Annotated in this window: 24 protein-coding genes; 16 read left to right on the top strand and 8 right to left on the bottom strand. The window is 36.0% G+C overall.

Going from position 1 to position 24,314, the window contains the following annotated elements; genetic code table 11:
• Window positions 1-487 precede the first annotated feature (487 nt).
• On the top strand, window positions 488-1,003 hold the full coding sequence (locus AC3ITD_RS18795) for a hypothetical protein (protein WP_489362064.1): 516 nt from the start codon (window positions 488-490) through the stop codon (window positions 1,001-1,003).
• A gap of 92 nt (window positions 1,004-1,095) precedes the next feature.
• Here the strand turns inward: AC3ITD_RS18795 and AC3ITD_RS18800 are convergent, their stop codons facing one another.
• Entirely contained in the window at window positions 1,096-1,344 is a 249-nt protein-coding gene (locus tag AC3ITD_RS18800; protein WP_489362066.1) for a helix-turn-helix domain-containing protein, read from the bottom strand.
• Between the two features lie 102 nt (window positions 1,345-1,446).
• Here AC3ITD_RS18800 and AC3ITD_RS18805 point away from each other — a divergent pair, with 102 nt between their 5' ends.
• From AC3ITD_RS18805 to AC3ITD_RS18840, 8 genes are all read left to right on the top strand, one after another.
• Window positions 1,447-1,770, top strand: a complete 324-nt coding sequence (locus tag AC3ITD_RS18805) for a hypothetical protein (protein WP_489362068.1) — start codon at window positions 1,447-1,449, stop codon at window positions 1,768-1,770.
• 164 nt (window positions 1,771-1,934) lie between these two features.
• Entirely contained in the window at window positions 1,935-2,420 is a 486-nt protein-coding gene (locus AC3ITD_RS18810) for a hypothetical protein (RefSeq protein WP_489362070.1), read from the top strand.
• A 78-nt stretch (window positions 2,421-2,498) separates the two neighbouring features.
• On the top strand, window positions 2,499-3,347 hold the full coding sequence (locus AC3ITD_RS18815; RefSeq protein ID WP_489362072.1) for a hypothetical protein: 849 nt from the start codon (window positions 2,499-2,501) through the stop codon (window positions 3,345-3,347).
• 574 nt (window positions 3,348-3,921) lie between these two features.
• The gene (locus AC3ITD_RS18820) at window positions 3,922-5,580 is read left to right on the top strand and encodes an ATP-dependent nuclease (protein ID WP_489362074.1); all 1,659 of its coding nucleotides are present in this window, start codon (window positions 3,922-3,924) and stop codon (window positions 5,578-5,580) included.
• Between the two features lie 330 nt (window positions 5,581-5,910).
• A complete protein-coding gene (locus AC3ITD_RS18825; RefSeq protein ID WP_489362076.1) occupies window positions 5,911-6,264 on the top strand; it encodes a hypothetical protein in 354 nt (117 codons plus the stop codon).
• Window positions 6,265-6,543 (top strand): hypothetical protein, encoded by a 279-nt coding sequence (locus AC3ITD_RS18830; RefSeq protein WP_489362078.1) that lies wholly within the window; start codon window positions 6,265-6,267, stop codon window positions 6,541-6,543.
• 288 nt (window positions 6,544-6,831) lie between these two features.
• Entirely contained in the window at window positions 6,832-7,467 is a 636-nt protein-coding gene (locus AC3ITD_RS18835) for a hypothetical protein (protein WP_489362080.1), read from the top strand.
• Window positions 7,468-7,493: 26 nt separating this feature from the next.
• Window positions 7,494-8,255, top strand: a complete 762-nt coding sequence (locus tag AC3ITD_RS18840; protein ID WP_489362082.1) for a hypothetical protein — start codon at window positions 7,494-7,496, stop codon at window positions 8,253-8,255.
• A gap of 148 nt (window positions 8,256-8,403) precedes the next feature.
• On the opposite strand, the gene AC3ITD_RS18845 is transcribed toward AC3ITD_RS18840, so the two are convergent.
• Entirely contained in the window at window positions 8,404-9,075 is a 672-nt protein-coding gene (locus AC3ITD_RS18845; RefSeq protein WP_489362084.1) for a heavy metal-binding domain-containing protein, read from the bottom strand.
• A 125-nt stretch (window positions 9,076-9,200) separates the two neighbouring features.
• Between AC3ITD_RS18845 and AC3ITD_RS18850 the strand changes: the two genes are divergently transcribed.
• The 5 genes from AC3ITD_RS18850 (at window position 9,201) to AC3ITD_RS18870 (ending at window position 14,361) form a co-directional block, all read left to right on the top strand.
• Entirely contained in the window at window positions 9,201-9,647 is a 447-nt protein-coding gene (locus tag AC3ITD_RS18850) for a LexA family protein (RefSeq protein ID WP_489362086.1), read from the top strand.
• Window positions 9,625-10,869 (top strand): Y-family DNA polymerase, encoded by a 1,245-nt coding sequence (locus tag AC3ITD_RS18855; protein ID WP_489362088.1) that lies wholly within the window; start codon window positions 9,625-9,627, stop codon window positions 10,867-10,869. The genes AC3ITD_RS18850 and AC3ITD_RS18855 overlap by 23 nt, the downstream gene beginning before the upstream one ends.
• A gap of 146 nt (window positions 10,870-11,015) precedes the next feature.
• Complete coding sequence (locus AC3ITD_RS18860; protein ID WP_489362090.1) at window positions 11,016-11,720, top strand: SOS response-associated peptidase; 705 nt, start codon at window positions 11,016-11,018, stop codon at window positions 11,718-11,720.
• Between the two features lie 149 nt (window positions 11,721-11,869).
• Entirely contained in the window at window positions 11,870-13,816 is a 1,947-nt protein-coding gene (locus AC3ITD_RS18865; RefSeq protein WP_489362092.1) for an ATP-dependent nuclease, read from the top strand.
• Window positions 13,817-13,842: 26 nt separating this feature from the next.
• Window positions 13,843-14,361 carry a hypothetical protein gene (locus AC3ITD_RS18870; RefSeq protein ID WP_489362094.1) on the top strand — a complete coding sequence of 173 codons (519 nt, stop codon included), beginning with the start codon at window positions 13,843-13,845 and terminating at the stop codon, window positions 14,359-14,361.
• Window positions 14,362-14,405: 44 nt separating this feature from the next.
• On the opposite strand, the gene AC3ITD_RS18875 is transcribed toward AC3ITD_RS18870, so the two are convergent.
• Complete coding sequence (locus AC3ITD_RS18875; RefSeq protein ID WP_489362096.1) at window positions 14,406-15,353, bottom strand: CfrBI family restriction endonuclease; 948 nt, start codon at window positions 15,351-15,353, stop codon at window positions 14,406-14,408.
• Window positions 15,350-16,510, bottom strand: coding sequence for a DNA-methyltransferase (locus AC3ITD_RS18880; RefSeq protein WP_489362098.1), 1,161 nt, complete (start codon window positions 16,508-16,510; stop codon window positions 15,350-15,352). Before AC3ITD_RS18880 ends, AC3ITD_RS18875 begins: the two co-directional genes overlap by 4 nt.
• A gap of 248 nt (window positions 16,511-16,758) precedes the next feature.
• Between AC3ITD_RS18880 and AC3ITD_RS18885 the strand changes: the two genes are divergently transcribed.
• A complete protein-coding gene (locus tag AC3ITD_RS18885) occupies window positions 16,759-17,220 on the top strand; it encodes a JAB domain-containing protein (protein WP_489362100.1) in 462 nt (153 codons plus the stop codon).
• A 42-nt stretch (window positions 17,221-17,262) separates the two neighbouring features.
• Here AC3ITD_RS18885 and AC3ITD_RS18890 read toward each other — a convergent pair whose 3' ends face one another.
• The 4 genes from AC3ITD_RS18890 to AC3ITD_RS18905 form a co-directional block, all read right to left on the bottom strand.
• Window positions 17,263-18,471 carry a tyrosine-type recombinase/integrase gene (locus AC3ITD_RS18890; RefSeq protein ID WP_489362102.1) on the bottom strand — a complete coding sequence of 403 codons (1,209 nt, stop codon included), beginning with the start codon at window positions 18,469-18,471 and terminating at the stop codon, window positions 17,263-17,265.
• A gap of 111 nt (window positions 18,472-18,582) precedes the next feature.
• Entirely contained in the window at window positions 18,583-19,680 is a 1,098-nt protein-coding gene (locus AC3ITD_RS18895; protein WP_489362104.1) for a Nif3-like dinuclear metal center hexameric protein, read from the bottom strand.
• Between the two features lie 391 nt (window positions 19,681-20,071).
• Complete coding sequence (locus AC3ITD_RS18900; protein WP_265797177.1) at window positions 20,072-20,443, bottom strand: TM2 domain-containing protein; 372 nt, start codon at window positions 20,441-20,443, stop codon at window positions 20,072-20,074.
• A 5-nt stretch (window positions 20,444-20,448) separates the two neighbouring features.
• Window positions 20,449-20,751 (bottom strand): DUF2752 domain-containing protein, encoded by a 303-nt coding sequence (locus tag AC3ITD_RS18905; RefSeq protein WP_489362107.1) that lies wholly within the window; start codon window positions 20,749-20,751, stop codon window positions 20,449-20,451.
• 183 nt (window positions 20,752-20,934) lie between these two features.
• On the opposite strand from AC3ITD_RS18905, the gene mfd reads away from it, so the two are divergent.
• Complete coding sequence (gene mfd / locus AC3ITD_RS18910; protein ID WP_265797179.1) at window positions 20,935-24,273, top strand: transcription-repair coupling factor; 3,339 nt, start codon at window positions 20,935-20,937, stop codon at window positions 24,271-24,273.
• Window positions 24,274-24,314 lie beyond the last annotated feature (41 nt).

Raw genomic sequence — 24,314 nt, forward strand, 5'->3', positions numbered from 1 at the left:
ACGGCCAGCGTTGGACTGGATTAATGCTTCATGATCCTAAATCAAATTTTATTTTTATATTTTTTGAGACTCCACTCAATTTGATTGTCAAGAGCGTATTACAGGTATATCACTACAAACCCCCGTCTACTTGATAGGTAAGAATAAAAAAGTATTTACACTTCTACCTCTATAATTTCAGTTCTAAGAATCAAACAAAGTGGTAACCAAGATCGCACCCTTTGAAACCAAAAAATGAGAAATTACAATCTTGGTAAATGGAATCGCAAATTACTAATCCAACCCGACAGGTTTAGCACCTAGTCAGCTTTAGAAAGGTTTGAGAGGCCATTCTACCTTAACAATACTCATTTTTCGGAATCAAGAAAATCACAAAGCATCGCATTAAATCGCGATGCTTTTCCATTATATAACAATTTAACATGAATGCTTCCAACCGGAGGCATTTTCCATTTAATCAAAGTTTCACATTTAAAAATCTATTAAGATGCAAGCAAGAACAAAGACTGCAAAAGCAGCATTACCTCAGACACAATTTGTTGTTATAAATGAACAGCAAGTTTTAGTAAACACAGATGTACAAAAAGCATACAACCTAATTGTTGATGCAGCAACAGAACAATTACGAAAGTTCGATTTAGCGAAATACAGAACTTATGCAACCGTTGACCATGTAAAAAATGAATACAAAAGCAACATGATCAGTGAGCATTTAAACTACTTCTGGAATATTACGTTATCAAACAGTAAAGATGGCAGGTCATTTATTTTCATAGATCTTGGTCAGGAAGCATTGCAGCGTTTCGGTTCAGGACTTACCAATCAGTTTTTACGTAAAGCCTATGAGATTACTCAATCGCATGATAATACCGGAGGGATTGAATACGCATTACGAGTGAATTTCCAAGAAGCAGATCAGCTTCATAACTTTTACTACCGCAGGGTTGCTGAAGGAGATAACAACTACGTATCAATAGGAACCGTGGAGAAATTAGATACATAATATTAGGGGCAGCAATGCCCTTAAATTATTATTCCGATTACGGTTTCCCGTATAGAAATATCAATTCAGTAAAATAGCTTTATGCCGACAGTTTATTTATTAATGTTGGTATCTGGAAGAAAGTCTTTAGGAGAGCAGTTGAATATAATCGCGAGCTTATCTATGTGGTCTAAATTATACTTAGATGGAGAATTTGGGCTTTCTACCTGCCCGATAAAACCATTTGACACATCAAGTTTAAAAGCTAGTTCAGATTGGCTAAGATTAGCCTGCTCACGTAACGCTTTTGCCTTACTGATTACAAACAATTCAATCTTAGACTTTACCACTTCTTTAGCCACACACTAAAGAATAGATTAATTTGCAACCCTACACTTAGCAATAACTAAGTATTTGTTACTTTTATATTTTTAGTTAATCCACGTTAACAATAACTCTTATTTATGAATACAGAAAGAATTCAAATTCAAGAACGCATTAATAATGCATTTGAAAAGCAATATGATCTAACGCTAGAGATAGCCAAACACTTTGATGATCACGGGACAGAATTAACATACTTTTTAAGGCTCAAGGTACATGATCTTGAGAATAAAATAATCGACTTTAAATCTTTGTGTGATAAACACCAAGATACACACGCCACTTTAATATTTGAAAGTAAGATAATCACGGTATATTCTGCAATGGTAACTATTGGAGGATTTGTAAAGATGGTTATTGAATCCACAGGCTACAACTTTCCTAAATTAAGGCAATACATTTAATATGCAGGTTGTATTTATAATATTAACAGTGCTTTCATTAAGTTTTGTTAACCACTGCTACAAACAAAGGCATTATGATCAAGGATCATTTGTAATTTCAATTATAATAAGTGTGGTATTGTTTCTGATTGCAATGAGTTTCGTAAAGTAATATCTTCCATATCATGAACGACAAAGAAAAACTATTAAGCTTCCTTTATAAAGCAAAAGAGGACTATGAAGCGAGCATAACGATATCCAAACAAATATTCAATAAGAAGAAACGATATAAAGTGTTAAATACGGATCTTGGGTTAACTAATTACTTCCAACGAACCTTTGATTTTAAAAATGCCGTATTTGTTCATCTAAAATCATTCAAACCTATTATTGAAGATGAAAAGCTGATAAATGAACAGTATTGGTATCCAATAGGGTGCAAGGAGGGCTTTATCTTGCGGTTAAATATTATCAAGCAAGCACTAAGATTGTACAATGATATAAATGAAGATATTATTCCATTCATATTGATAGACGAAGAAATATCTCTAATTGAATGGGTTGCCGGATTTGACTATCAAATACTAAAAGATGAGAAAGAAAACGCGATCTACACCTATATTAATCAGAATTATGATGAATACATGGAGGGTACATTGGATAGAGGCTAGTTTGAATTATTGACATTGAATATGGACCATAGCAATATGGCTCATTTTTGTTATCATTGGCATATAATTACCGTCATTATGAGTGAGAAATCTACAAGAATTACCTTTTTAGAAAAGCAATACAACCTATACTATAACCAGGTACGAAGTTCTTCATCCAGACTATATGAACGCTATTATGGTTTTTCAGATTGGGAAAGGGGTGATGAAGATGAGTTCGCGGAATACTGGTCTAGGATTTATTTGAGAAGAATGTATAATATTCTTTGTGCTTATTTCGAGATAATAGAATTACCAGTTTATTTAACAGATTTTAAAACAAAGTTTGAGTCGACAGTAAACGATGATAAAGAAGTTATTGAGTTTACATCTGTGATTTTAAAATATGGGGATCGAGACGAGGATTTGAAATTATTGATCGAGTGGAAGGAATATTTAGCTCCTTTTGATTTCTTCTGGATAAACGATGAAAGCAAAGATAACAAGCTAACTACCTTCCTCCGATGTACGAACCAAATTTTGAAAGAGACAAAAACCAAAGTTAAAAATGAAGAGGACATTAATAAGGTAATTAGAAATGTTGCTAATTGGTATTTTACCGGTGTAACAGCATACTCGCGCGGTTACTTTGTTCATGAATTTAAACACTACAAACCTGACGTTATTATTAAGGAATTCGGCACTTCAATAGAGTATAAATTGATAAGGAAAGACGACGAAATTGGACTTAAATTGGACGAATTGAATATTGACATATTAAGATATACGGGAAATAGTGAAAATAGACTGTGCATAGCAGTGTTCTGTTTATCAACTATTGTTACTAAAACAGAAAAACAAATTCTAGAATCTTGGCAAGACATGAATGCTCCAGATCACTGGCACCTGATTGTAATTCCAGATGTGCTAATTAACATTGCGAAATAAATACCATCCTAAATCCATTCCATACCCTCACTCGGTGGCTTACCAAGGGATATGGAATGGTTTAGTCTTAATATTTGTGGTTAAGCAACATTCAGCTTTCTTTTAAGTTTCTGCGTTTACTTTTAGTCTGTGGTGTATCGGCTAAGGCAGTGCAAACTTCATTAGGAAGAAAGGAATTCCGCACTGTCTAAGCTCACGAAAAACAACACGCCATCGCTGCACTCTGTCATGGTTTTCCTTTTGAGCAAGCGGAGTGCTTCATGAAAGCTCTCTTATATTTATCTAGGTTTTGCTTCATTCATAAATTCATTCCGCTGCATCCTGGATAAATCTAATCGCTTTCTCAGTTCAGCGTACCTGCGTGATCGCTCTGGCATCAGCTTGTCATCATTGTTGATGATTTACAACACATGAATTTAACGTTCAACAATGTCGCCAAGCTTCGTGTTTTATTTCATAAAACATAACGTTGCATCGTCCTGCGGACTTTACTGCAACGACCGTCGCTCAATACGCATGGCGGTACGCATTATTGCTTTGTTTCAATATATTTGTTTACCCTAAAATAACTCTTATGATAAAAAGTATAAAACTCAAAACAGGTTCAACAAAAGGCGAGCCTGCTTTGGAATTTGAATTAACTCCTGTAACTGTGTTTGTTGGTCCTAATAATTCCGGTAAAAGCAAAGTATTGATGGAGATTGAAAAACTCGAAGCTTCGCCAGCTAATTTGATATTGGACTCATACTCATTAATGAGTATGAAAGAAGAAGATATAGTAAATGATATTGAAAAACTTAAAGTTGTAACAACAACTATCTCATCTCCTTATGTTAGACTAGGAAGAGTCTTAATGCAGCAAAGGTCAAATAACATTGATTTAAATGAAGCAATACTGATCAAAGAAGCTCAAAATCCTTCAATTGGAAATGCTACCTATTTACATTATTTAAGATTGTACAGCATGAGACTTGATGGAAATAACAGGTTAAACCTTATTAATCCTCAGCCTATGGGTGATCTTCTTGAAACCCCAATTAATAACCTTTCATACTTGTTTACAAATGACTCTTTAAGAAAAGACGTAAGGAGAATAATCTTTGATGCTTTCGGCAAATACTACGTTATCGATCCAACCTCAAATGGTCAACTTAGAATAAGGCTATCTGATGTTTCACCAATAAATGATCGTGCCGAAAAAGGATTAGATCTAGAAGCGATTAACTTCCATAAACAAGCATCTTTAATTAGCGAAGCAAGTGATGGGGTCCGGGCTTTTACAGGAATTATTACGACAATACTTGCAGGAGAGCCAAAGCTTATCTTAATTGATGAGCCAGAAGCATTCCTCCACCCAGCATTGGCTAATCAACTGGGTAAGGAAGTCAGCACTTCATTAAGGGGTACAGATAAGAGGTTAATAGTTTCTACTCACAGCTCATCTTTTCTTATGGGATGCATACAATCTGGATCACCACTAAATATAGTACGATTAACATATAACAAGGGAATTGCTACGTCTCGCCTATTGCCAAAAGACAAAATTCTTCATTTGATGCGACATCCGTTGCTAAGATCTACAGGGGTCTTAAGCGGATTATTCTATGAATCGGTTGTCGTAACTGAATCAGATTCAGATCGAGCATTTTATCAAGAGATCAATGAAAGGTTACTAGCAGAAAACGACCCAAGAGGTATTAGCAATTGCTTATTTATTAATGCTCAGAATAAACAGACAATTTGGGATATTGTTAAGCCACTAAGAGAGCTTGGCATCCCAACAGCTGGAATAATCGATTTGGATGTATTAAAAGAAGGAGGAACTGTATTTAACAAATTACTAAACGGAGCCTATGTGCCAGATCCAAAGCATACCTCAATCACTGTGGAAAGAAAAGTTCTACTTGACAATTTAAATACTTTAGGTGACTGGAAAAGAAATGGAGGAATCGCATTAATGGATAAGGCAAATAAGGAAGCAGCAGATTCTTACTTCGATGGCTTAGATAAGTATGGAGCATTTGTCGTACGTGATGGAGAACTAGAATCTTGGTTAAAACATCTTGGTGCTACTGGTCACGGTTCCAATTGGCTTATTAATGTATTTGAAAAAATGGGAGAGGATCCGAGTTCGAGCAATTATCTTAAACCGCATTCTGATGATGTCTGGGCATTTATAGGCCATGTCAAAGATTGGATTGTCAACAATGATCGAAAAGGCATTCCGTCATAATCTTTACATTCTATCAAAGAAGCTTATCATAAATTTGCAATCTGGAAATCAAACATTCGCAAACTCTAGAAGAGTTTCTTGAATCAGAAAGAAAATAACTGGTGGCGATTCTAAAAGATTAGAGCGATTAGATTAAAGATCCTAAAGAGGTAATTAATGCTGCTTATGAACAGATGCAATCCTTGAAAGATAGGATGGAGGTCTTTGTAAAAGGGTGGTTGAATACTTTAGGCTATAATACTTGCTATCAGACTATAGTTTACCATTTAAGAAAATCTTATATATTAGCGTTAGATTTATAACTAATGCAAGGGATAAATTAATAAATTAATGGCTACTCGATCTCAAAATAAACCTAAAGATGCACCAAGAAGTGCAATTATTAAAGGAATTGATAATCCTCTCGGTTTCTTTGTTCTGGCTTTACTAATTGTTGAAACATTTCTTACTCTGGTGTTGACCTACGGAGATGTTAAAATTGAGGATAAGCCTACTTACATTAATATTGGTTGTGGACTATTTGTTCTCGTGACTATTGTTGTAACATTGTTGGTCTGGTTTAAGCCTGAAAACTTAACATTTGACAGAAATGCACACTTGAATAGAGGGAAAGAACCTTTTGGCTCTGACCAGGCGCTAATCAAACCATCTAACCGATTTGGAAACCCAACTTCTCAAGAATAAATGAAAGCTTATATTGTAACATACGAAATATCAGAGATTTCATTAAATGACTACAAGTCCTTATATGATGAAATTAAGGCTTCGAAACATTGGTGGCATCATATTGCTAACAGTTGGATAATAAAGACTGATGAATCTGCACTTGAAATAAATGATCGCTTGAAACCCCATCTTGATGATGATATTAACCTGATTGTTTTTGAATTAGGCAAAGAGCGTGCAGGGTGGCTTCCAAAAAAATCATGGGAGTGGATAACTCGCAATATCCCTAAAAGATGAATTAATATTTGAGCTAAGCAATCAATGAAAACAATATTTAGTTAAACCGTTCGATAAACGAAATATAGATTCTGATTGATAAACATCATCAATAAAAAGGAATGATTGATATCATTCTTGGATTTCAATCCAAACCTATATCATAGGCCTGACTATAAAAGTTGCAGTTTATTTAAATAAATTCTTATCAATGATTCTAAATTAAACTTGGGTCGATCCTCTAGCTACTAAGAATTTGGACAACATAAACGCTAAACAAGATAACGATTCACCATTCTAACAATCAATATGTTAATAAAAGAAGAAATAAGATACCCTGAAGCCCAATCCAAGCTGTTTAAAGAATCAGGAGAGGCAGAAAATTTGGCTTATGCGAAAGAGATGATGCAGGAATTTGGAAGCTATGGAGACGGCTACCAGACTGGAGCCTTAAAATTGATTGATTCGGCATTAGCTTCCAATAGTATTAAGGAACGAGATGAGATGCTATATCCAATTGTTTTCTTGATAAGACACTATATTGAATTGAGATTAAAAGAATTAATACAGGCGCTAAATTATTGTTTGAAACAAGAAAACAACTTTCCAACTGGGCATAATCTAGATTATCTTTGGAGGGAGTTTAAGATGCGCTATGAAAGCTTGGGGGAAGATGTTGCATCAGAACATTTTATAAACATGGATCGCCTGATGAAGGAATTACATGATTTCGACCCGTTGTCGATGGCATTCAGATATCCCGTTGATAAGGAGGGTTTGAAAACTCAAAAAGTTGTTTCTCTAAATCTTGTTAATTTAAGGGATACATTCATAAGAATGTCATTCATGTTCGACGGAATGTCTATGCAACTAGCACACTACGTTGATAATAAAAATGAACTGATATCTAATAGTTATAATGATTATTATGGAGACTATAGATAAGTTTTCATTGAATTAAAAGTTTTACAATGTACAATTCCTTCAATCAAAATTTAAGTATAAATAAACACGATTATCCATTACTCGTGTTACAAAGCCTACAGCCAGTAATGAGCGCGTTTCGCAAACAAATCCGCGACAATGGAAACCTTTTTAATGTTTTGCCTAGTATCACCAGCCTTTTTATGTTTAAAAGCAGTAAGAATGATGCTCATTATTTTAGGGTAATTGACTATAAAATTGAGGAAGATAAAGATGAGGTTGTATATCTATTTGCAATGAGCCCAATCAACGAAAGAGGTGAGCATGTGGAGGACGAGTTTACTGATGCAAAAGGTTTAGTTACTGGATTTGAAAGATGGAATGATGTTTTGAAAGCATATGAGTCGATAAATCTTGATGAAGTGGATGAACTTACTCAGCAATACGAACAAGAATTCTATCATGAGTTTGAATTTGTTGATGACCCAAACGATCCCATTGGATTTAATCCCGAACAATTGGACTTTCTCTATAGCTTTTTGACAACACTGGAAAACGATTTAAAAAGCACTGACTTCAAGGACGAAACGATATCAATAGTCGCTGATACACTAGAATTGCGAGACAACATACAGGGCATGACCAAAAAGCAGTTCGCTAAACAATTCTCAATACTATTAGCAAAAATGAAGAAAGTGGGTATGAAGTTGTTATATGACACATTTGATGTTGCAAAGAAAGAATTAATAAAGAAAGTATTATACGGAGGAATAGAAGGAATTGGAGATATAACGCAACAATTACTGTAACCCGATTAAAATAGGTGTTCAGTATAATTTATTCACATCGCAACGTAGTGTGAACATTATTCCAATAAAGCACGCTCAACACACAACATATTTTAAACCATTGTAACTAAAAAGGGAGACGCAGATAAATGTATCTGCCACAAACTAACTATTGTCTTTCCACGTTCAAATCATTAAACTCTGGAAAGCTAATTGATTGCAATTCAGTTAATTTTGATACTTTCTCCTTAAGTTCAGTAATATCATCACGCTTGGTTTCAAACAATTCATCCATATTCAGATTAACTGCAGTCCCTGCCATACAAACCATTAACATACCTTTTACACCACCAACCTCAGAATAATCAATATCAGCTGCAATAACTGCATTGCCCCCAAGAGACAGGCATTTAAATCTAAGTTTCTGTTTACAAATATCCTCTCCAGATGAAAGTTTGTTGATCATCGCGTGGGATTGACCGCCAGTGAAATCAGCCCATGATGATGACATTTCAGAGAAGAAACCGGTACCTGATACAGATTGAGCACTGACAATGTCTATAACTTCATATTCCCAATTGAATGGCGAATGCGCAGTCACGATCGGGATTAGATCAAGTTTAGCAAGTATATCTTTATTCAGAGTATCTCGGCTAGCGTTTATTTGCTGTTTATAATTATCAATTAATGTTGGTCCACATTCTGTTGCGTTACAATAAGCTTCGCTATTAGGAAAGTTAAAGGTATTGATAAATGCATTGGTTTTATCAGATAGAATATATCTGCTTGTCATGAAACCATCAAGCTTCTTTTGACAATTAGGACAGTGTTTGGTCGACATGTGGCGTAATTTAGTTGCCCAATATACTACTTTGTTTCAATGTTTAAAACTTAACTTGTATCAAGCGTAACACGTTGATATATTTGCTAATATTATTAGTATTTATTGTGTAATAATCGTTAATTATGATAAGAGAATTAGATATACCGAGAAATGATGTATTAGATACTTTGGATAACCCTGGTAAGGTTTCCGGATTCATATCTCCTGCGGAGGATTATAAACAACGGAGATTACATATAGCTCAAAGAATTGTTAGTGATCCAACTAATACTTTTTACTTTGAAGCAGATGATGACCAAATGAGATACTTCGGTATTATGAAAGGAAGTATAATTATAGTTGATAAATCAATTACGGTTTCGTCTGGGATGTTAATTGTTTGCTGCGTTGATGAAGAATGGTTAATAAGAAAGTTAGTGATCAAAGGTCATAACACCTTATTATGTATTAATGATACTATGGATGCGTGTTTAAATGTTACAGGAAAGCAGATTGCCATCTTCGGTGCAGTAACTTGGGCTTGTTTACCATATACCAATCAAAACAATGTTCGCACTGGCAGATTGTAATAATTTCTATGCAAGCTGTCATAGACTATTTGAACCTAAGCACAACGGCTTTCCGGTTATTGTATTAAGTAATAACGACGGTTGTGTAATTGCAAGGAGTAACGAAGCTAAAGCTTGTGGAATTGCTATGGGGGCTCCATACTTTAAAATAAAAGATCAAATTAAGAAACATAGTATCGCAGTATTTAGCAGCCATTATACTCTTTATGGAGATATCAGCGCAAGAGTAATGACCAACCTAGCGAGATTTACCCCTAACGTTGAGGTTTATAGTATTGACGAGTGCTTTTTAGATATGAGCGGTTTTGATAACCTTCAAGAATACGCTACACAGATCAGAAAGACTGTAATTAAAAATACTGGTATTCCAATTAGCGTGGGCATTGCGCCAACTAAAGTGCTTGCAAAGGTTGCAAACAAAACATCTAAGAAACATAATGGTGTAATGGTTCTGGAATCAGAGGATCAAATTAACGATGCGCTATTTAATTATCCTGTTGAAGATCTTTGGGGTGTTGGCCGTCAATTTGCACATAAGCTCATTAAAGATGGAATTGAGACAGCGGCACAGTTTCGATCTCTTCCAGTTGATTGGGTTCAGGCGAATATGACAATTGTCGGTGTTAGAATGTGGCGAGAGCTTTGGGGCGAAAGCTGCATTCCCTTAAAAACTGTACTCGATCCAAAGAAAGGAATGTGCACTAGTCGAGCATTTGGTAAGCTCACTACAGATTATAATGAATTAAAAGAAGCTACCTCAAGTTATGCAGCAAGATTAGGCGTTAAACTAAGAAGAGAGAAGCTTTGCACCAGTATCCTATCTGTTAGGTTGCTGACAAACAAATTTGGTTCAGAAGCTTCACAGGCATACCCATCAATTACAATTCCTTTAGAACACCCAATAAACAATACAGTTGATCTAGTGAAGACCGCGCTATTTGGATTAAAGAAGATTTATTTACGTGGTTATATGTTTCAAAAGGTTGAAGTTACAGCAACTGGATTAATACCTGAAACAGAAGTGCAGTTGAACATCTTTAGTGAATTTAAAGGTGTTAAACACGACAAAGTATCAAAAGTATTGGATCAACTAAATCTTCATTATGGAGCAGGAACGTTACGAATGGCTGGCGAGGGTAAGAATCAAAAGTGGTCAATGAAACGTGAGTTCCTCAAACCCTTTTACACCACTAACTGGAATGACATTATAAAGGTTAAATAACATGAAAGAACTATTAAGCTTACTAAAGCGATATTTATTGGAAGATGCGGCAACTCTAAACCAAATAACAGATAAGCCTAAGACTAAAAGAAAGAAGTAAAACAGGACTGCTTATCAAGCTGTTATATCATATTAATAATTAATATATGTGCGCTAGATATACATTAACAGCAGAGGAAAAGGAAATATTAAAAACGCATGCGCACCAAATTCAGGGCGAATGGACACCTAACTATAACCTCGCCATCACACAAAAAGGATTGGTAATAACCGCTGACGAGCCAGACATTATTCAACAAATGGCTTTTGGCATTGTGCCATACTTTGCTGACAGCTTAAAGTTGACTCGAGATACCTGGAACATTAAAAGTGAAACAGCAATGGAAAGCAAATTATGGAGACCACTCCTTGTTAACCACAAGACCTGTTTGGTAATGGCCGATAGTTTCTATGAATGGAAAGAATTAGGTAAGGGAGATAAACAACCATACCGGTTTACATTAAAAGAAAGAAAGCTTTTTTGCTTTGCAGGATTATGGTCACAATGGGTTGATCCTGAAACAAAGGAGAAGTTTCGTACTTATGGTATATTAACAACAGAAGCAAATCCATTGGTGGCTGAAATTCATACTAAGGAACGTATGCCAGTTATATTAACTAAAGCTGAAGAAGAGATATGGTTAAGCAAGTCACTTCCGCTGAATACGAAAATGATGGTACTAGATACGTTCCCCCAAGAACTAATGAAACGAATTAAGGTAAGTAAGCGTGTTAATGCGGTTTCTACTTTGAAGAAACCTAATAATGATTCGGAACTGCTGTTACCATTAAATAGTGATGATGATTTTTAGACAGTTAAGTTAATAAATAGCATATTGTTTGAAACATATCGTTGCATCGTCCTGCGGACTATAGTGCAACGACCTTCGATCAATATGCATTTTGGTAGGCAGTTTGGTTTAAAATCATTACATTTGAGTATCTACTCAACACTCTCATAATGAAGATAGAATCAGTAAGAATAGAGAACTTCCGTTCTTTCAAAGATCAAACAATAAACTTAGACGACTATACTTGTTTCGTTGGCCCAAATGGAGCGGGTAAATCAACTGTATTTAATGCTCTAAACATATTTTTTAGGCAATCTAAAGATAGCAAGACCGATTTGAGTAAACTGATTGATAGCGATTTCCATCATAAAAATACTGATGTGGAGATTAAAATCACTGTTACATTTGCTAATCTTTCAGACGCTGCAAAATCAGAGGTGAATAATTATGTTCGTCACGATAAACTAATCGTAACTGCAGTTGCTACATATGATCCTCAAACACAAAGAGCCGAAATAAAACAATATGGCAATAGGCTTGCTATGGCGGAATTCAAAGTTTTCTTCGAAGCAACAAAATCTGGAGCAAGTGTTGCAGATCTACAAGCCATATACTTGCAGCTTAAAGATGTTTATACGGATTTGCCGAAAATGGCTACTAAAGCCGCGATGACGCAAGCATTAAATGATTATGAAAATGCTCACCCCGATTCATGTGTGCTTATACCTAGTGAGGATCAGTTTTATGGAGTGACTAAAGGGAGTAATAGACTTGCTCCGTATATTCAGTGGGTTTTTGTATCTGCATCAAAGGATGCCTCTGATGAGGGAGAAGAATCTAAAACAAGTGCACTGGGGCAATTACTAGCTAGAACTGTGAGATCTAAAGTTAATTTTAATGATCGGTTAATAGCAATGCGTAATGCAGCTAAAGCAGAGTATCAACAAATGCTAGAGAATGAACAAGCAGTATTAAATGATATATCTTCATCTTTACAAAATAGATTAGCTTCTTGGTCCCATCCAAACATTACTGCTAGGGTGCTATGGAAAGAAGATCAAGACAAGTCAATTAAAATTGAAGAACCTCTAGCATTCATCAAGATTGGGGAACGAGGTTTCGAAGCAGAACTTGCACGGTTTGGTCATGGACTTCAAAGATCATATATGCTTGCTTTACTTCAAGAATTAGCATTAATTGATGATGCCACTGCACCAACATTAATTATGGGAATAGAAGAGCCTGAACTTTATCAGCATCCTCCTCAAGCAAGATACCTTGCAGAAACATTATTAGAATTATCAGGCAAAGACTCCCAACTGTTGATCTGCACACACAATCCGTTATTTATACCAGGTGAGAACTTTGATAAGATTAGAATAGTAAGAGAAAGTGGAAATCCAAGTTTTACCGCGATATCATCTCTTGGATATGTGCAGCTCGCAGAAGAATTGAAGAAAGTTGGTGAAAGTCTTAATAAAGAGATGGGCATGGTTGCGAAGCTTTATCCATCATTAAATCCCGTAATGAATGAAATGTTCTTTTGTAAAGTGTTAATACTGGTTGAGGGATATGAGGACATTGCATACCTTACAACTTATCTTATTCTTACAGGACAACTTAATGAGTTTCGTAAATACGGATGCCATATAGTACCTGTTGAGGGGAAGAGCAATTTAATTAAACCTTTAACGATGGCTAAACTTCTAAACATACCTGCATTCGTAATATTCGATGCTGATACAGATAAAGAACAAATTCCTGAAGAACAGCGCAGAATTAGTGAAGTTAACATACATAAGAAAGAAAATAAAAGAATATTAAATATACAAGAGGTATACGCCGATAATGAGTGGCCGAAAGACCACTTATTTTTAGAAAACTCGGTATGTTGGAACACAAACATAACCAATGCCATAAAAGAAGAGATTGGTGATGGATGGCAGGATCAATGGAATCAGGCTTGCGCATTTTACGGTAACGCAAAGGGTCTCAACAAGAACCCATTGGCTGTTGCACGATGTTTAGAAACATCGTGGGACAAAGGGCTCAGATCACAGTCTCTTGAAAAACTAGTTTCAACTGTGATAGACTTTGCTAAAAGAAGTGTTCATTAATTATACAAGTAAAATCCGTTGTAACTATGAACAAAGAAAACCTAGCACTAGTATTCAATATTATTAATGCTTTAGGATCAGTCGGAACGTTAGGTGGTTTTCTCTTTCTCTTCTTTAAAGATAAGAGTAAAGAAAAGCAAATTGAACATTTGTCTGAGCTGGTCATTCTATTTGCTAAACAATATGAATTGTCGGTAAGAAAAGTTAACCTTTTAGTTGCGCCAGATCTTTGGCTTAACGGAGCTACTACAATTGGGGAGTCGGGAGAATTAAAGATTGATTTAAACAATAAAGGGGAGGTTGCGTATCTTGACAGCATAAAATTGATCAACGGAGATATTATGGTTCATAATGAGCACGTTCCATATGAGCTAGAAAAGAATAAAGGAAGGTTAATCTTTGGGCGAGCTATAACTCAGAAAAGTATTAATGAGAGTTTATATACAATAGAAATAATCTATCACGATAAACTTAATAATTCCTTTTCAATACATTTATCTGGTCTCGGCAGCAAAGTGAAAATAATAGATTACAAAGAACTATAAAGGTGGTAATGCATGATTACCACCATCACTTTAAAATAAAACTCTTAACTAAAATTCTGAAATAAGCTATCTGGTAAGTTGGCAACTGCTTCGAATACATCAGTTTCAAGTGTTGGTGGCTCATTTAATGTAATTCTAACTAACGGACTCAAAACTCTATGTAAATGCACAAGTGGTTGGTTATTTCTAATTTGGATCAACTCGACACTACTTCGTGCAGCAGTATCATATATTCTGGTTTTAGCACCAACAACATCAAAGAGGACAATTCCTCCGCGTCCGACTCTTCCTATTTTATCTTCTACAACCTCTTGATTTCCAGCAGCAATTAAACCAACCTCCATTCTCACCCTCCCTCTCTTAGTCTCTATCTCAGCGTCAGTTTCCCTATCAACTTCATTATCTCTATCCATATTCATCCAAAAATTGACATCTTCAGTAAGGCCTAATATTGTCAGAGCAGCTTTAACTATTACTTTTTCTAAATGTTTCCCAACCTTCGACTTATCAGAGCCCCTAATATTGAGTGTTGCAGATCCGGCAATCATCAGCAACCACGCATCATCTACATCCTCGATTCTATTAATTTGGTTAAAGAGTTCGCTAACATGGGTAAGTAAATCATCCATTACAGTGGGTAAATCAGCTTTAGTTACACTTAGGTTTACAGCAGTCTTCTGCGTCAAACCAACTAACCAGTGGAGCAAATTTTTACGTTGGAGGTCCAGACCTCTAGAATTCATAAGTTCATTCATGAGTCCTGTTTTCCAATTCGAGGAATACTCAAGCTTTGCTTTTTTGACAATATCTAAAAGCCACAGATATGTTAGAAATAACTTATCCTTTGTATTAGTTTCCGTTATAAGTCTATAGTTCCTACCCATCAAAACATGGGAAGTTAACGTACGCAATGCGTCTCCTCCGAAAGCATTGGAGAGAGTCACATTTTCCGCTAACCATCTAGAATGTTCTTCAGTTCCGTAATCTATCATACTTTATTACTATTAAATTCTTCATGTATATCATAATCAACTCTTACATCACTAGGTATTAGCTTCTGTAACGATTTCTTCATGAACTCAAAATATGTTTGTTCCTTATCTATCAGGAGAAATCTTCGATTCATCTCATATGCTACTCTAGCAACTGTTCCAGAGCCACCAAATGGGTCTAGGACCAAATCATCAATAAAAGAGTAATATCTAATTACTTTTCGAACTAGTTCTTCAGGGAACGTTGCCGGATGAATCTTGCTATTACTAGGGTGGATGTGCCATAGATTTGTTATATCATAATCTGATAATATTTTGGACTGTTCAACTAAGCTACTATCATAATGGTGTCTTATATTCCAGTCTATTAGTTTGTCAGTTCTCTTTCTATAAACTAATATATATTCAGTAACTGGAACAGGCTTATATTGAAGAGGTTGTCTATCGGCCCTAAAACGCCTACCCCTACCTAAATTCCAACCTGCGCCTTCGGGTTTAACCCAATGTATATCATCAATGAAATCAAATCCAGCGTTATCTAGTATACGATGAAGATCAAATTGAATGGGTATTCTTTTACTAGCTGTACTTCTAGATGTTCGCTTGACAAGAACAGATGAAATATTAATAATCAGAAATCGACCTTCAGAAAGCACATTATGACATCTCACTATAACCTTTCTTAGAAAATCCAAATACTCTTGATAATCAACATACTCGGAGTATTCTGGTTTAGCGTTATAATAAGGCGGAGATGTAAACACTAACTGTGCAGTATCTGCAGGAAACTCATCGAGAACTTTAATTGCATCACCCCATACCACTTTATTAGGAACTGGAGCAGGATAGAAGAGATTCTTTGTGTTTTTGTATGTGCTATTGTTGTGATTGTGGTCCTTATACTTTTCAATGCGTTCCTTTATCAATTCTATACTTGTAAACTCAACTAAACTCTCTAGATTTCTATCGAATTTAAGCTCTCCAATACTAACAAGTTTCGAGTTCTTAGTATTTAATGATATCCTCCACGCATCAAATCGATCATCATATTCTGGAAGTCCTGTGGTGATTAGATCTTCATATTCTGCAATATTGGTTTTAACCCAGTCCATCGTTTTCTGACGAGCTTTGCTTGTTGTACCTTTTTCAAATTTCATGTGACGCCTAAATAACTGCAAAGATGCCAATTATCAATATCTTTTGTAAGAACTTTTACTAACATATGAACTTTATCATAAATTATAATTAAATAATCATTCAACGAAGCTAAGCCTGTAACCTCAACACGCTTAAAGGAACTACGGCATAAACGCTCTAAGCCAAAGCTCACAGCCAATTTATTCCGTTCCTCCTTTGCTTAGTTGATCTTAAAGCTTGCCAACGTACCATAATTAATTCAAATCATATGGTACAGAATCAAACTGACTTTAAAGTGGCTGAAGTTGAAGTAAGCTACAAATCAAACTACAACATTACTGAACGTCCGCAGATTAATAGTTCGCGAAACGCCTATCAGATTTTGATGCAACATTGGAGGTTAGGAAGTATAGAGCACTTAGAGGAATTTAAAGTGATTCTACTCAATACTAATAACCGAGTTTTAGGAATTGTTGATATATCTGTGGGTGGTGTATCAGGTACTATGGCTGATCCAAAAATCATCTTTGCTGTTGCATTAAAAACTAACAGCAGTAAAATAATACTTAGCCATAATCACCCAAGCGGAAATCTAACGCCCAGTGAGGCAGATAAAAGATTAACTCAGAAATTGAAAGAGGGTGGAAAGCTCTTAGATATTGAGGTCTGTGATCATATCATAGTTACCAATCATAATTATTTTAGTTTCGCTGACGAGTGCTTGATGTAAATATAATTGCCCTGGTTGAGAAGATCAACTAGGGCAATTAATTCAGATCATATCTGGATATTCAATTCTTTCTCGTTTACCGTCTTTGGTATAGGTATCTAAAATACTGGTGTTCGTATGACCAGTTAATTTTATTACCTGCTCTTTCGACCAATTATGTTTATCAATGAGATTATTTATACTGGTGTGTTTGAACGAATATATAGTGTAACCCTTTTCCAGTGCTAAACGTTGCTGGATGGTCTTAAATTTATCTTGAAAGTGAACAAATGGCGTTTTAATTGGAGCAAAGATTGACTTTACAGTTCTTCCCTTAGATTCTTTAGCTACATGACCTAAGAAGTAATCTAACGGACTATATTTACCATCCATCAAGCTAACTATTTCTTGCATGGTTTCCGGCTTAAGGTTGGTAAGTTGTGCTCTGTCCGTTTTGATTTTATCTCGGCTAAACCTTATTACACCTTGGTTGAAATCAAAATCTTTAAACTGTAAGCGCAGCAATTCATCAGGTCTTCTTAAAGTAAGGTACACTAGCTTTAACAATAAATAGAAGTGCGGATCTAAACGGTTTGCTTCATTTAAAACATCTTCAAGAAGTTGCGGGGGGTAAGCCTTGTTGGTTTGCGTATCTTCATTGTTGATGCTTTTAAGAGTTTTAATCGGGCTTTTAGTAAGAATTTCTAAATGATCAACACAATATGTAAAGAAACCCTTTAGATACCTTAAATAATGATCTCGTTGGGCTTTAGATGATTTACTTTGGATACTAGCTAATACCTTTTCAACAACAAAGCGATCAACTTCATTTAGTGCTGCATTTTCCATGCCCAATTCAATAAGAACATCTTTAATTCGATTGTTATATGACGTATAGATATACTTAGTACTTTCCCTTCTTATTTTATTTGGTGAATATTCTAAGTAATCAGCAAGTAAAGTTAGTATCGGTTTATCAGATTTATCAAGGGATTCGAACTCTTTAGTTTCAGGATTAAAGAATAAGGTATTTAATCTTTCAATCTCATGCTTTAACAATTCACCAGCATAAAGTATTCTATCTGATTTGTTGATGGCTTTGACAACTCCTTTATCTTTCTTCAGGAAGTCTGAACTATTTAGACCATAATCTTTCTTTCTTGTCTTAGTTTCGCCGTCAACTTTATAATAAAATCGAATGCTCCAACGAAGTTTATCCTTCAATAACTTCGGCTCACTACAGTGTGGATTTATTATGCTTCTTTGTTCCATAAATGCTATAAACAAAGATAATAATTTGGGACTAAATTTGGGACTTTATGGGACTAAATGCGAAGATTTATATTGATTTAAATGTGTTTAAAGCTACGCAGAGATGGTCAATTAAAACAAGTAATTTATGGGGTTTGTATTTTGCTCCGTTAAACGGATTGCAAAGTTAGTAAATTTTTTCTGAATAATTTCAAGCAATAAATTAGATGTAAATTGTTCAGTTTCAAAGTGTCCGATGTCGGCGATGATGATTTTTTCTTCCGCATCAAAAAACTCATGATACTTAAAATCTGCACTAATAAAAGCATCTGCTCCTGCGGCAATTGCATCTTTAAGCAAAAAACTACCTGAACCTCCACAAACAGCCACTTTTTTTATCCTTTTTGTAATCACACCAGTATGCCTTACCACTTTGGCCTGCATTCTATCTTTTACCAGGTGTAAAAAATCATAAGCATCCATATCGTATTCCAGCCAGCCCATCATCCCCGATCCTACCAGTTGATGTTTATTTTCCAGTTTATAAATATCGTAAGCTACTTCTTCATAAGGATGGTTTTCAAACAAGGCCACCAAAATTTTCCGTTCTGCCTGGGTAGGATAAACCATTTCAATCCGTATTTCAGATTCTCTATGGCGAACACCTTTTTCACCAACAAAAGGATCAGAATCTTCATTGCCTTTGAAAGTGCCAAAACCTTCAGCATTGAAACTGCACTCGCTATAGTTGCCGATATTGCCTGCGCCAGCATAAAATAAAGCCGAACGGAGTTGCTCTGCTTGCGCTTGAGGACAATAGGTAACCAGTTTTTTCAATAAGCCTGGTTTTGGAACCAATACTTTTGTACCCGTTAGACCTAACCGTTCGCAGATTTTGGCATTTACGCCAGTATGAACACTATCCAGATTAGTATGTATGGCGTACAAAGCAATATTGTTTTTTATGGCTTTCAGCACTACGCGTTCTACATAGTTTTTACCATTGAGTTTTTTTAGTCCTTTAAATACGATGGGGTGATGCGTGATAATGAGGTTACAGCCAGTAGAAATGGCTTCATCAACAACTGATTCTATACAATCTAAAGCAACCAATGCCGCCCTGATTTCCATTTTCGGATCGCCAACAATTAAACCGGAATTGTCATAGTCTTCCTGATAATTCAATGGCGCAATGCTTTCCAGATAATTCGTTAATTCTGATAATCTCATGGTATAAAGATATATATTTTGAGGTTTTTGTCTGACGAGAATTATCATAAAAACCACTTTTATTAGAAACCATCCGCAACCCCTCCTTGAAAATAAGGAAGGGAGTTGGATAGTGGGAAAAACTTTGAATGGAGGGATATTATAGTTTTACTGGGTTAAAAATACATACAGCAATTAAATAATCCTTTATACTGTCTAATCCCCTACTTTTTTAGTTGGGACAGGGGTGATAAACCGAACCAAAGCAGTACAAATTTTTTCCACCTAAACCCGATAGCAACGAAAAGCCCGCAAACCCGATTCTTTATCGGGTGCGGACTTGGAGTGCATAGCGGAACTAACCTAAAAAAAGTTTCTGTCCTTGCTTTTCAAATGATTGATATTTTACTAATTATTGAAATCCACCACCCATTCTTACCATTTGCAAACTTTCAAAAACTGCTTTTTGGTTGTATTCAAAAGCCAAACTTTTGTGGTTGATCACGTCAACTATGGTTCCGATCATACATAACCCGCCAGTGAAAAAGTATAAAATACCCATTCCAATCTGGCCAATTACAAATCGGTGTATTCCGGCGAAGCCCAGGAACCCGATTAAGGCTAGCAATAAAATTTCTGACGGTTGTTTTCTGCGGCTACCATAAATCATTAAGAAATTACGGAGTTGCTGCTCGTTTAACCCTGTTGTTGCTTGTTGTAAATAAGCATATTCTTCTGGCGTTATACCTGGTAACGACATTAAAGGTGATTGATATATATCCATGGTTTCTATGTATTAGTGGTTTGAATTTTAAATCTGTTTCTATTTTTTATTAATCTATAAACTCTAAAAAGTATAATCAAAAGCGCTGGAAAGCCAAACCAATGCTGGGAAAAGCTTTCGGTAAACTGGCCATGAAAAATATGGCTTATCGACCTTCCTAAACCGCATCCCGGACACCAACCTGTGTAGCCTAAATTAGCCACCGGACAAAGTGTAAAGTGATGCTCATGACCATTAGCTGTTGCCAATAACACTAAAGCTGTCAGCCAGAACACAAGTTCCACTGGAAAGTTTTTAATGTGTTTCATGCTTTCAATTTATATATTTTAGAGGATTTGAGCCGTGCTTTGTTACAGGGATAGCCGTTTATTCGACCAACCGTAAATATATCCCGACGAATTACGATCAACACCCGAAGAATAACGAACAAACTTAAAAAACCTTTAATAAAGTTTGCGGTTAAATATAAAAGATAAGCTTATTTTTGTGCCTTGAACATTCGTGATTTAATAACCCGTTACAAAAACGACGAGAGGGTAACTGAATTTACCAAAGCGTTAAACTCCACTAAAAACCCAAAGATACAATTGAAGGGATTGGTGGGTTCTGCCGATGCTATTGTAGCACTTTCCTCTTATTTTCTACTCCATAAACCTTTACTTTTTGTACTTCCAGATAGGGAAGAAGCAGCCTATTTTCAATCAGATTTGGAAAGCGTTTTAGATAAACAGGTCCTGCTTTTTCCATCTTCCTACCGCAAATCATTTGATTTTACGCAGGTTGATACCGCAAATGTACTGGCCAGGGCAGAAGTTTTAAATGAGCTTAACCACGATTCGGAATATGGTAATATTGTGGTTTCCTACCCCGAAGCGATTGCAGAAAAGGTAATTGATCGCTCCGCGTTGGAAAAAAACACCTTAGAAATTAGCCTCGGCGCTAAACTGGGTATCGATTTTATCAATGAATTTTTAATTGATTATGATTTCGATAGACGGGATTTCGTTTACGAGCCTGGGCAGTTTTCTATTCGTGGCGGTATTGTAGATATATTTTCTTTCTCTTCTGATTTGCCTTACCGCATTGAGTTTTTTGGTGATGAAGTAGAAAGCATCAGAAGTTTTGAAATTGAAAGTCAGCTTTCGGTAGCCGATGTAAAAACGCTTACGATTGTACCCAACGTACAAGCCAAGTTCTTAACCGAAAGTAACATCAGCATTCTCGATTATATTGATCAGGATACGCAGCTTTGGTTTAAAGATGTAGAGTTTACCCTTGATATTGTTAAGGCAGGCTACAAAAAGGCTGTAGAATTGTGGAAAGCACTTTCTCTTGACGATAAGAATAAAAATCCGGATTGGATTGATCCGAAATTTGCTTTCAGCGACGAGAAATTACTAGGTGACCATTTACATGATTTTCCTTTAGTTGAATTTGGAAAGCAATTCTTTTATAAAACCGACGATCGTTTCGAATTTGAAACCAAACCGCAGCCATCGTTCAATAAAGATTTTAATCTCTTAATTCACAATCTAAAAGAAAATGAAAAAGAGGGAATTGTAAATTTTATTTTTACGGATTCGCCGAAACAAATTGAACGTTTATATGCCATTTTGGAAGATATAGATAAGACGGCCAAGTTTACGCCCATCAACAGCATGTTGCGGGAAGGTTTTGTTGATCCAAAAATTCAGACTGCTTTTTATACCGACCACCAGATATTTGATCGTTACTACAAATACAAGCTGAAGAAAGGTTATCAAAAAAGTCAGGCGATTACGCTGAAAGATCTTCGTGAATTAAAATCCGGAGATTATGTCACCCACATTGATCATGGTATTGGAAAATATGCCGGATTGGAAAAGGTAGAAGTAAACGGCAAAACGCAGGAAATGATCCGCCTGATTTATGCCGATAATGATTTGCTTTACGTAAACATCAACTCTCTAAATCGCATTGCGAAATACAGTGGTAAAGAAAGCGGCGTACCGAAAATGAATAAACTAGGTACCGACGCCTGGGATAAACTCAAAAAAACCACCAAAAAAAAAGTTAAAGACATTGCCCGTGATTTGATTAAGCTTTACGCTTTACGCAAAACACAAGCAGGAACGGCGTTTTCTCCTGATGGCTATTTGCAGACCGAACTCGAAGCATCTTTCATTTATGAAGATACTCCAGATCAGCTGAAAGCAACGCAGGATGTGAAAAGAGATATGGAAGCACCACACCCAATGGATCGTTTGGTTTGTGGTGATGTGGGTTTTGGTAAAACGGAAATCGCTGTTCGTGCCGCTTTTAAAGCCGTTGCTGAGGGAAAACAGGCGGCGATTCTGGTTCCAACTACCATTTTAGCTTTACAGCATTTCAAAACATTCTCTTCTCGTTTAAAAGATTTCCCGGTTACGGTAGATTATATCAATCGCTTTAAAACCAACAAGCAGATAAAAGATACTTTGGCTGAAGCAGCTGCCGGAAAAGTTGATATATTAATCGGTACTCACCGTTTGTTGAGTAAAGATGTAAAGTTCAAAGATCTGGGCATCATGATTATTGACGAAGAACAGAAGTTTGGCGTAACGGCAAAAGAAAGGCTCAAAGCTGTTCGTGTAAATGTAGATACGTTAACGCTTACCGCGACACCGATTCCAAGGACGTTGCATTTCTCTTTGATGGGTGCCCGGGATTTATCAATCATCAGTACGCCACCGCCAAATCGCCAACCAGTAAGTACTGAATTGCACGTTTTTAACGATAAACTGATCCAGGAAGCTGTTCAATTTGAATTGGATCGCGGCGGACAGGTTTTCTTCATCCACAACCGTGTGAATGATTTAATGCAATTGGGTGGATTGATTCAGAAATTGGTTCCTAAAGCCCGCATCGGGATTGCGCATGGCCAGTTAGATGGTGATCAGCTAGAGGATGTGATGCTTGATTTTATTAATGGCGAAAAGGATGTTTTGGTGGCTACCACCATTATTGAAGCTGGTTTGGATATTCCGAATGCGAATACAATCATCATCAATCACGCACATATGTTCGGCCTGAGCGATTTACACCAAATGCGTGGTCGAGTAGGGCGGAGCAATAAAAAAGCTTTCTGTTACTTATTGTCGCCACCACTTTCTACCTTAACCTCAGAAGCCAGAAAACGATTAAGTGCTATCGAAGAATTTTCTGATTTAGGAAGCGGTTTCAATGTGGCGATGCGGGATTTAGACATCCGCGGAAGCGGGAATTTATTGGGAGCAGAGCAAAGTGGTTTTATCGCTGAAATTGGCTTTGAAATGTACCACAAAATTCTAGATGAGGCTATTCAAGAATTGAAAGAAGCAGAATTTAAAGGTTTATTTGAAAATGAACCTGCAAGGGCTTTCGTAGGCTTTACACAGGTTGATACCGATTTGGAACTTTACATTCCAGATGCCTATATCACCAACATCACCGAACGTTATAATTTATATACTGAACTTTCTAAACTGGAAAATGAAACCGAACTGGCTGTTTTTGAGAAACATTTAGCCGATCGCTTTGGTCCGGTTCCGCCACAGGTTAAAACAATGTTAAGTGTGGTCAGATTGCAGTGGTTAGGCAAAAAGTTGGGTTTTGAAAAGATTAGCTTTAAGAAAAATAGTTTACGCGGTTATTTCCTGAGCGATAAACAATCTGCTTATTTCGATTCAAATACTTTTACCAAGATTTTAACTTTCGCTCAAAATCATCCCCGGATGTGCAATTTAAAGGAGGTTAAAAACACTTTGCGCATCGCTTTTGATAATGTGACTACTGTTGAAGAGGCAATTCAAACTTTAACGCTGATTGATTAGCTAAGTACAGATTTGTTTATTACGGTTTGTAAAGACACAGA

The organism is Pedobacter sp. KH_004, from assembly GCF_057840755.1.

What these genes read in the sequence shown, in the direction of transcription:
- AC3ITD_RS18795 (WP_489362064.1), top strand. Translation starts at nt 488, where the DNA reads ATGCAAGCAAGAACAAAGACTGCAAAAGCAGCATTACCTCAGACACAA.
- AC3ITD_RS18805 (WP_489362068.1), top strand. Translation starts at nt 1,447, where the DNA reads ATGAATACAGAAAGAATTCAAATTCAAGAACGCATTAATAATGCATTT.
- AC3ITD_RS18810 (WP_489362070.1), top strand. Translation starts at nt 1,935, where the DNA reads ATGAACGACAAAGAAAAACTATTAAGCTTCCTTTATAAAGCAAAAGAG.
- AC3ITD_RS18815 (WP_489362072.1), top strand. Translation starts at nt 2,499, where the DNA reads ATGAGTGAGAAATCTACAAGAATTACCTTTTTAGAAAAGCAATACAAC.
- AC3ITD_RS18820 (WP_489362074.1), top strand. Translation starts at nt 3,922, where the DNA reads ATGATAAAAAGTATAAAACTCAAAACAGGTTCAACAAAAGGCGAGCCT.
- AC3ITD_RS18825 (WP_489362076.1), top strand. Translation starts at nt 5,911, where the DNA reads ATGGCTACTCGATCTCAAAATAAACCTAAAGATGCACCAAGAAGTGCA.
- AC3ITD_RS18830 (WP_489362078.1), top strand. Translation starts at nt 6,265, where the DNA reads ATGAAAGCTTATATTGTAACATACGAAATATCAGAGATTTCATTAAAT.
- AC3ITD_RS18835 (WP_489362080.1), top strand. Translation starts at nt 6,832, where the DNA reads ATGTTAATAAAAGAAGAAATAAGATACCCTGAAGCCCAATCCAAGCTG.
- AC3ITD_RS18840 (WP_489362082.1), top strand. Translation starts at nt 7,494, where the DNA reads ATGTACAATTCCTTCAATCAAAATTTAAGTATAAATAAACACGATTAT.
- AC3ITD_RS18845 (WP_489362084.1), bottom strand. Translation starts at nt 9,075, where the DNA reads ATGTCGACCAAACACTGTCCTAATTGTCAAAAGAAGCTTGATGGTTTC.
- AC3ITD_RS18850 (WP_489362086.1), top strand. Translation starts at nt 9,201, where the DNA reads ATGATAAGAGAATTAGATATACCGAGAAATGATGTATTAGATACTTTG.
- AC3ITD_RS18855 (WP_489362088.1), top strand. Translation starts at nt 9,625, where the DNA reads ATGTTCGCACTGGCAGATTGTAATAATTTCTATGCAAGCTGTCATAGA.
- AC3ITD_RS18860 (WP_489362090.1), top strand. Translation starts at nt 11,016, where the DNA reads ATGTGCGCTAGATATACATTAACAGCAGAGGAAAAGGAAATATTAAAA.
- AC3ITD_RS18865 (WP_489362092.1), top strand. Translation starts at nt 11,870, where the DNA reads ATGAAGATAGAATCAGTAAGAATAGAGAACTTCCGTTCTTTCAAAGAT.
- AC3ITD_RS18870 (WP_489362094.1), top strand. Translation starts at nt 13,843, where the DNA reads ATGAACAAAGAAAACCTAGCACTAGTATTCAATATTATTAATGCTTTA.
- AC3ITD_RS18875 (WP_489362096.1), bottom strand. Translation starts at nt 15,353, where the DNA reads ATGATAGATTACGGAACTGAAGAACATTCTAGATGGTTAGCGGAAAAT.
- AC3ITD_RS18880 (WP_489362098.1), bottom strand. Translation starts at nt 16,510, where the DNA reads ATGAAATTTGAAAAAGGTACAACAAGCAAAGCTCGTCAGAAAACGATG.
- AC3ITD_RS18885 (WP_489362100.1), top strand. Translation starts at nt 16,759, where the DNA reads ATGGTACAGAATCAAACTGACTTTAAAGTGGCTGAAGTTGAAGTAAGC.
- AC3ITD_RS18890 (WP_489362102.1), bottom strand. Translation starts at nt 18,471, where the DNA reads ATGGAACAAAGAAGCATAATAAATCCACACTGTAGTGAGCCGAAGTTA.
- AC3ITD_RS18895 (WP_489362104.1), bottom strand. Translation starts at nt 19,680, where the DNA reads ATGAGATTATCAGAATTAACGAATTATCTGGAAAGCATTGCGCCATTG.
- AC3ITD_RS18900 (WP_265797177.1), bottom strand. Translation starts at nt 20,443, where the DNA reads ATGGATATATATCAATCACCTTTAATGTCGTTACCAGGTATAACGCCA.
- AC3ITD_RS18905 (WP_489362107.1), bottom strand. Translation starts at nt 20,751, where the DNA reads ATGAAACACATTAAAAACTTTCCAGTGGAACTTGTGTTCTGGCTGACA.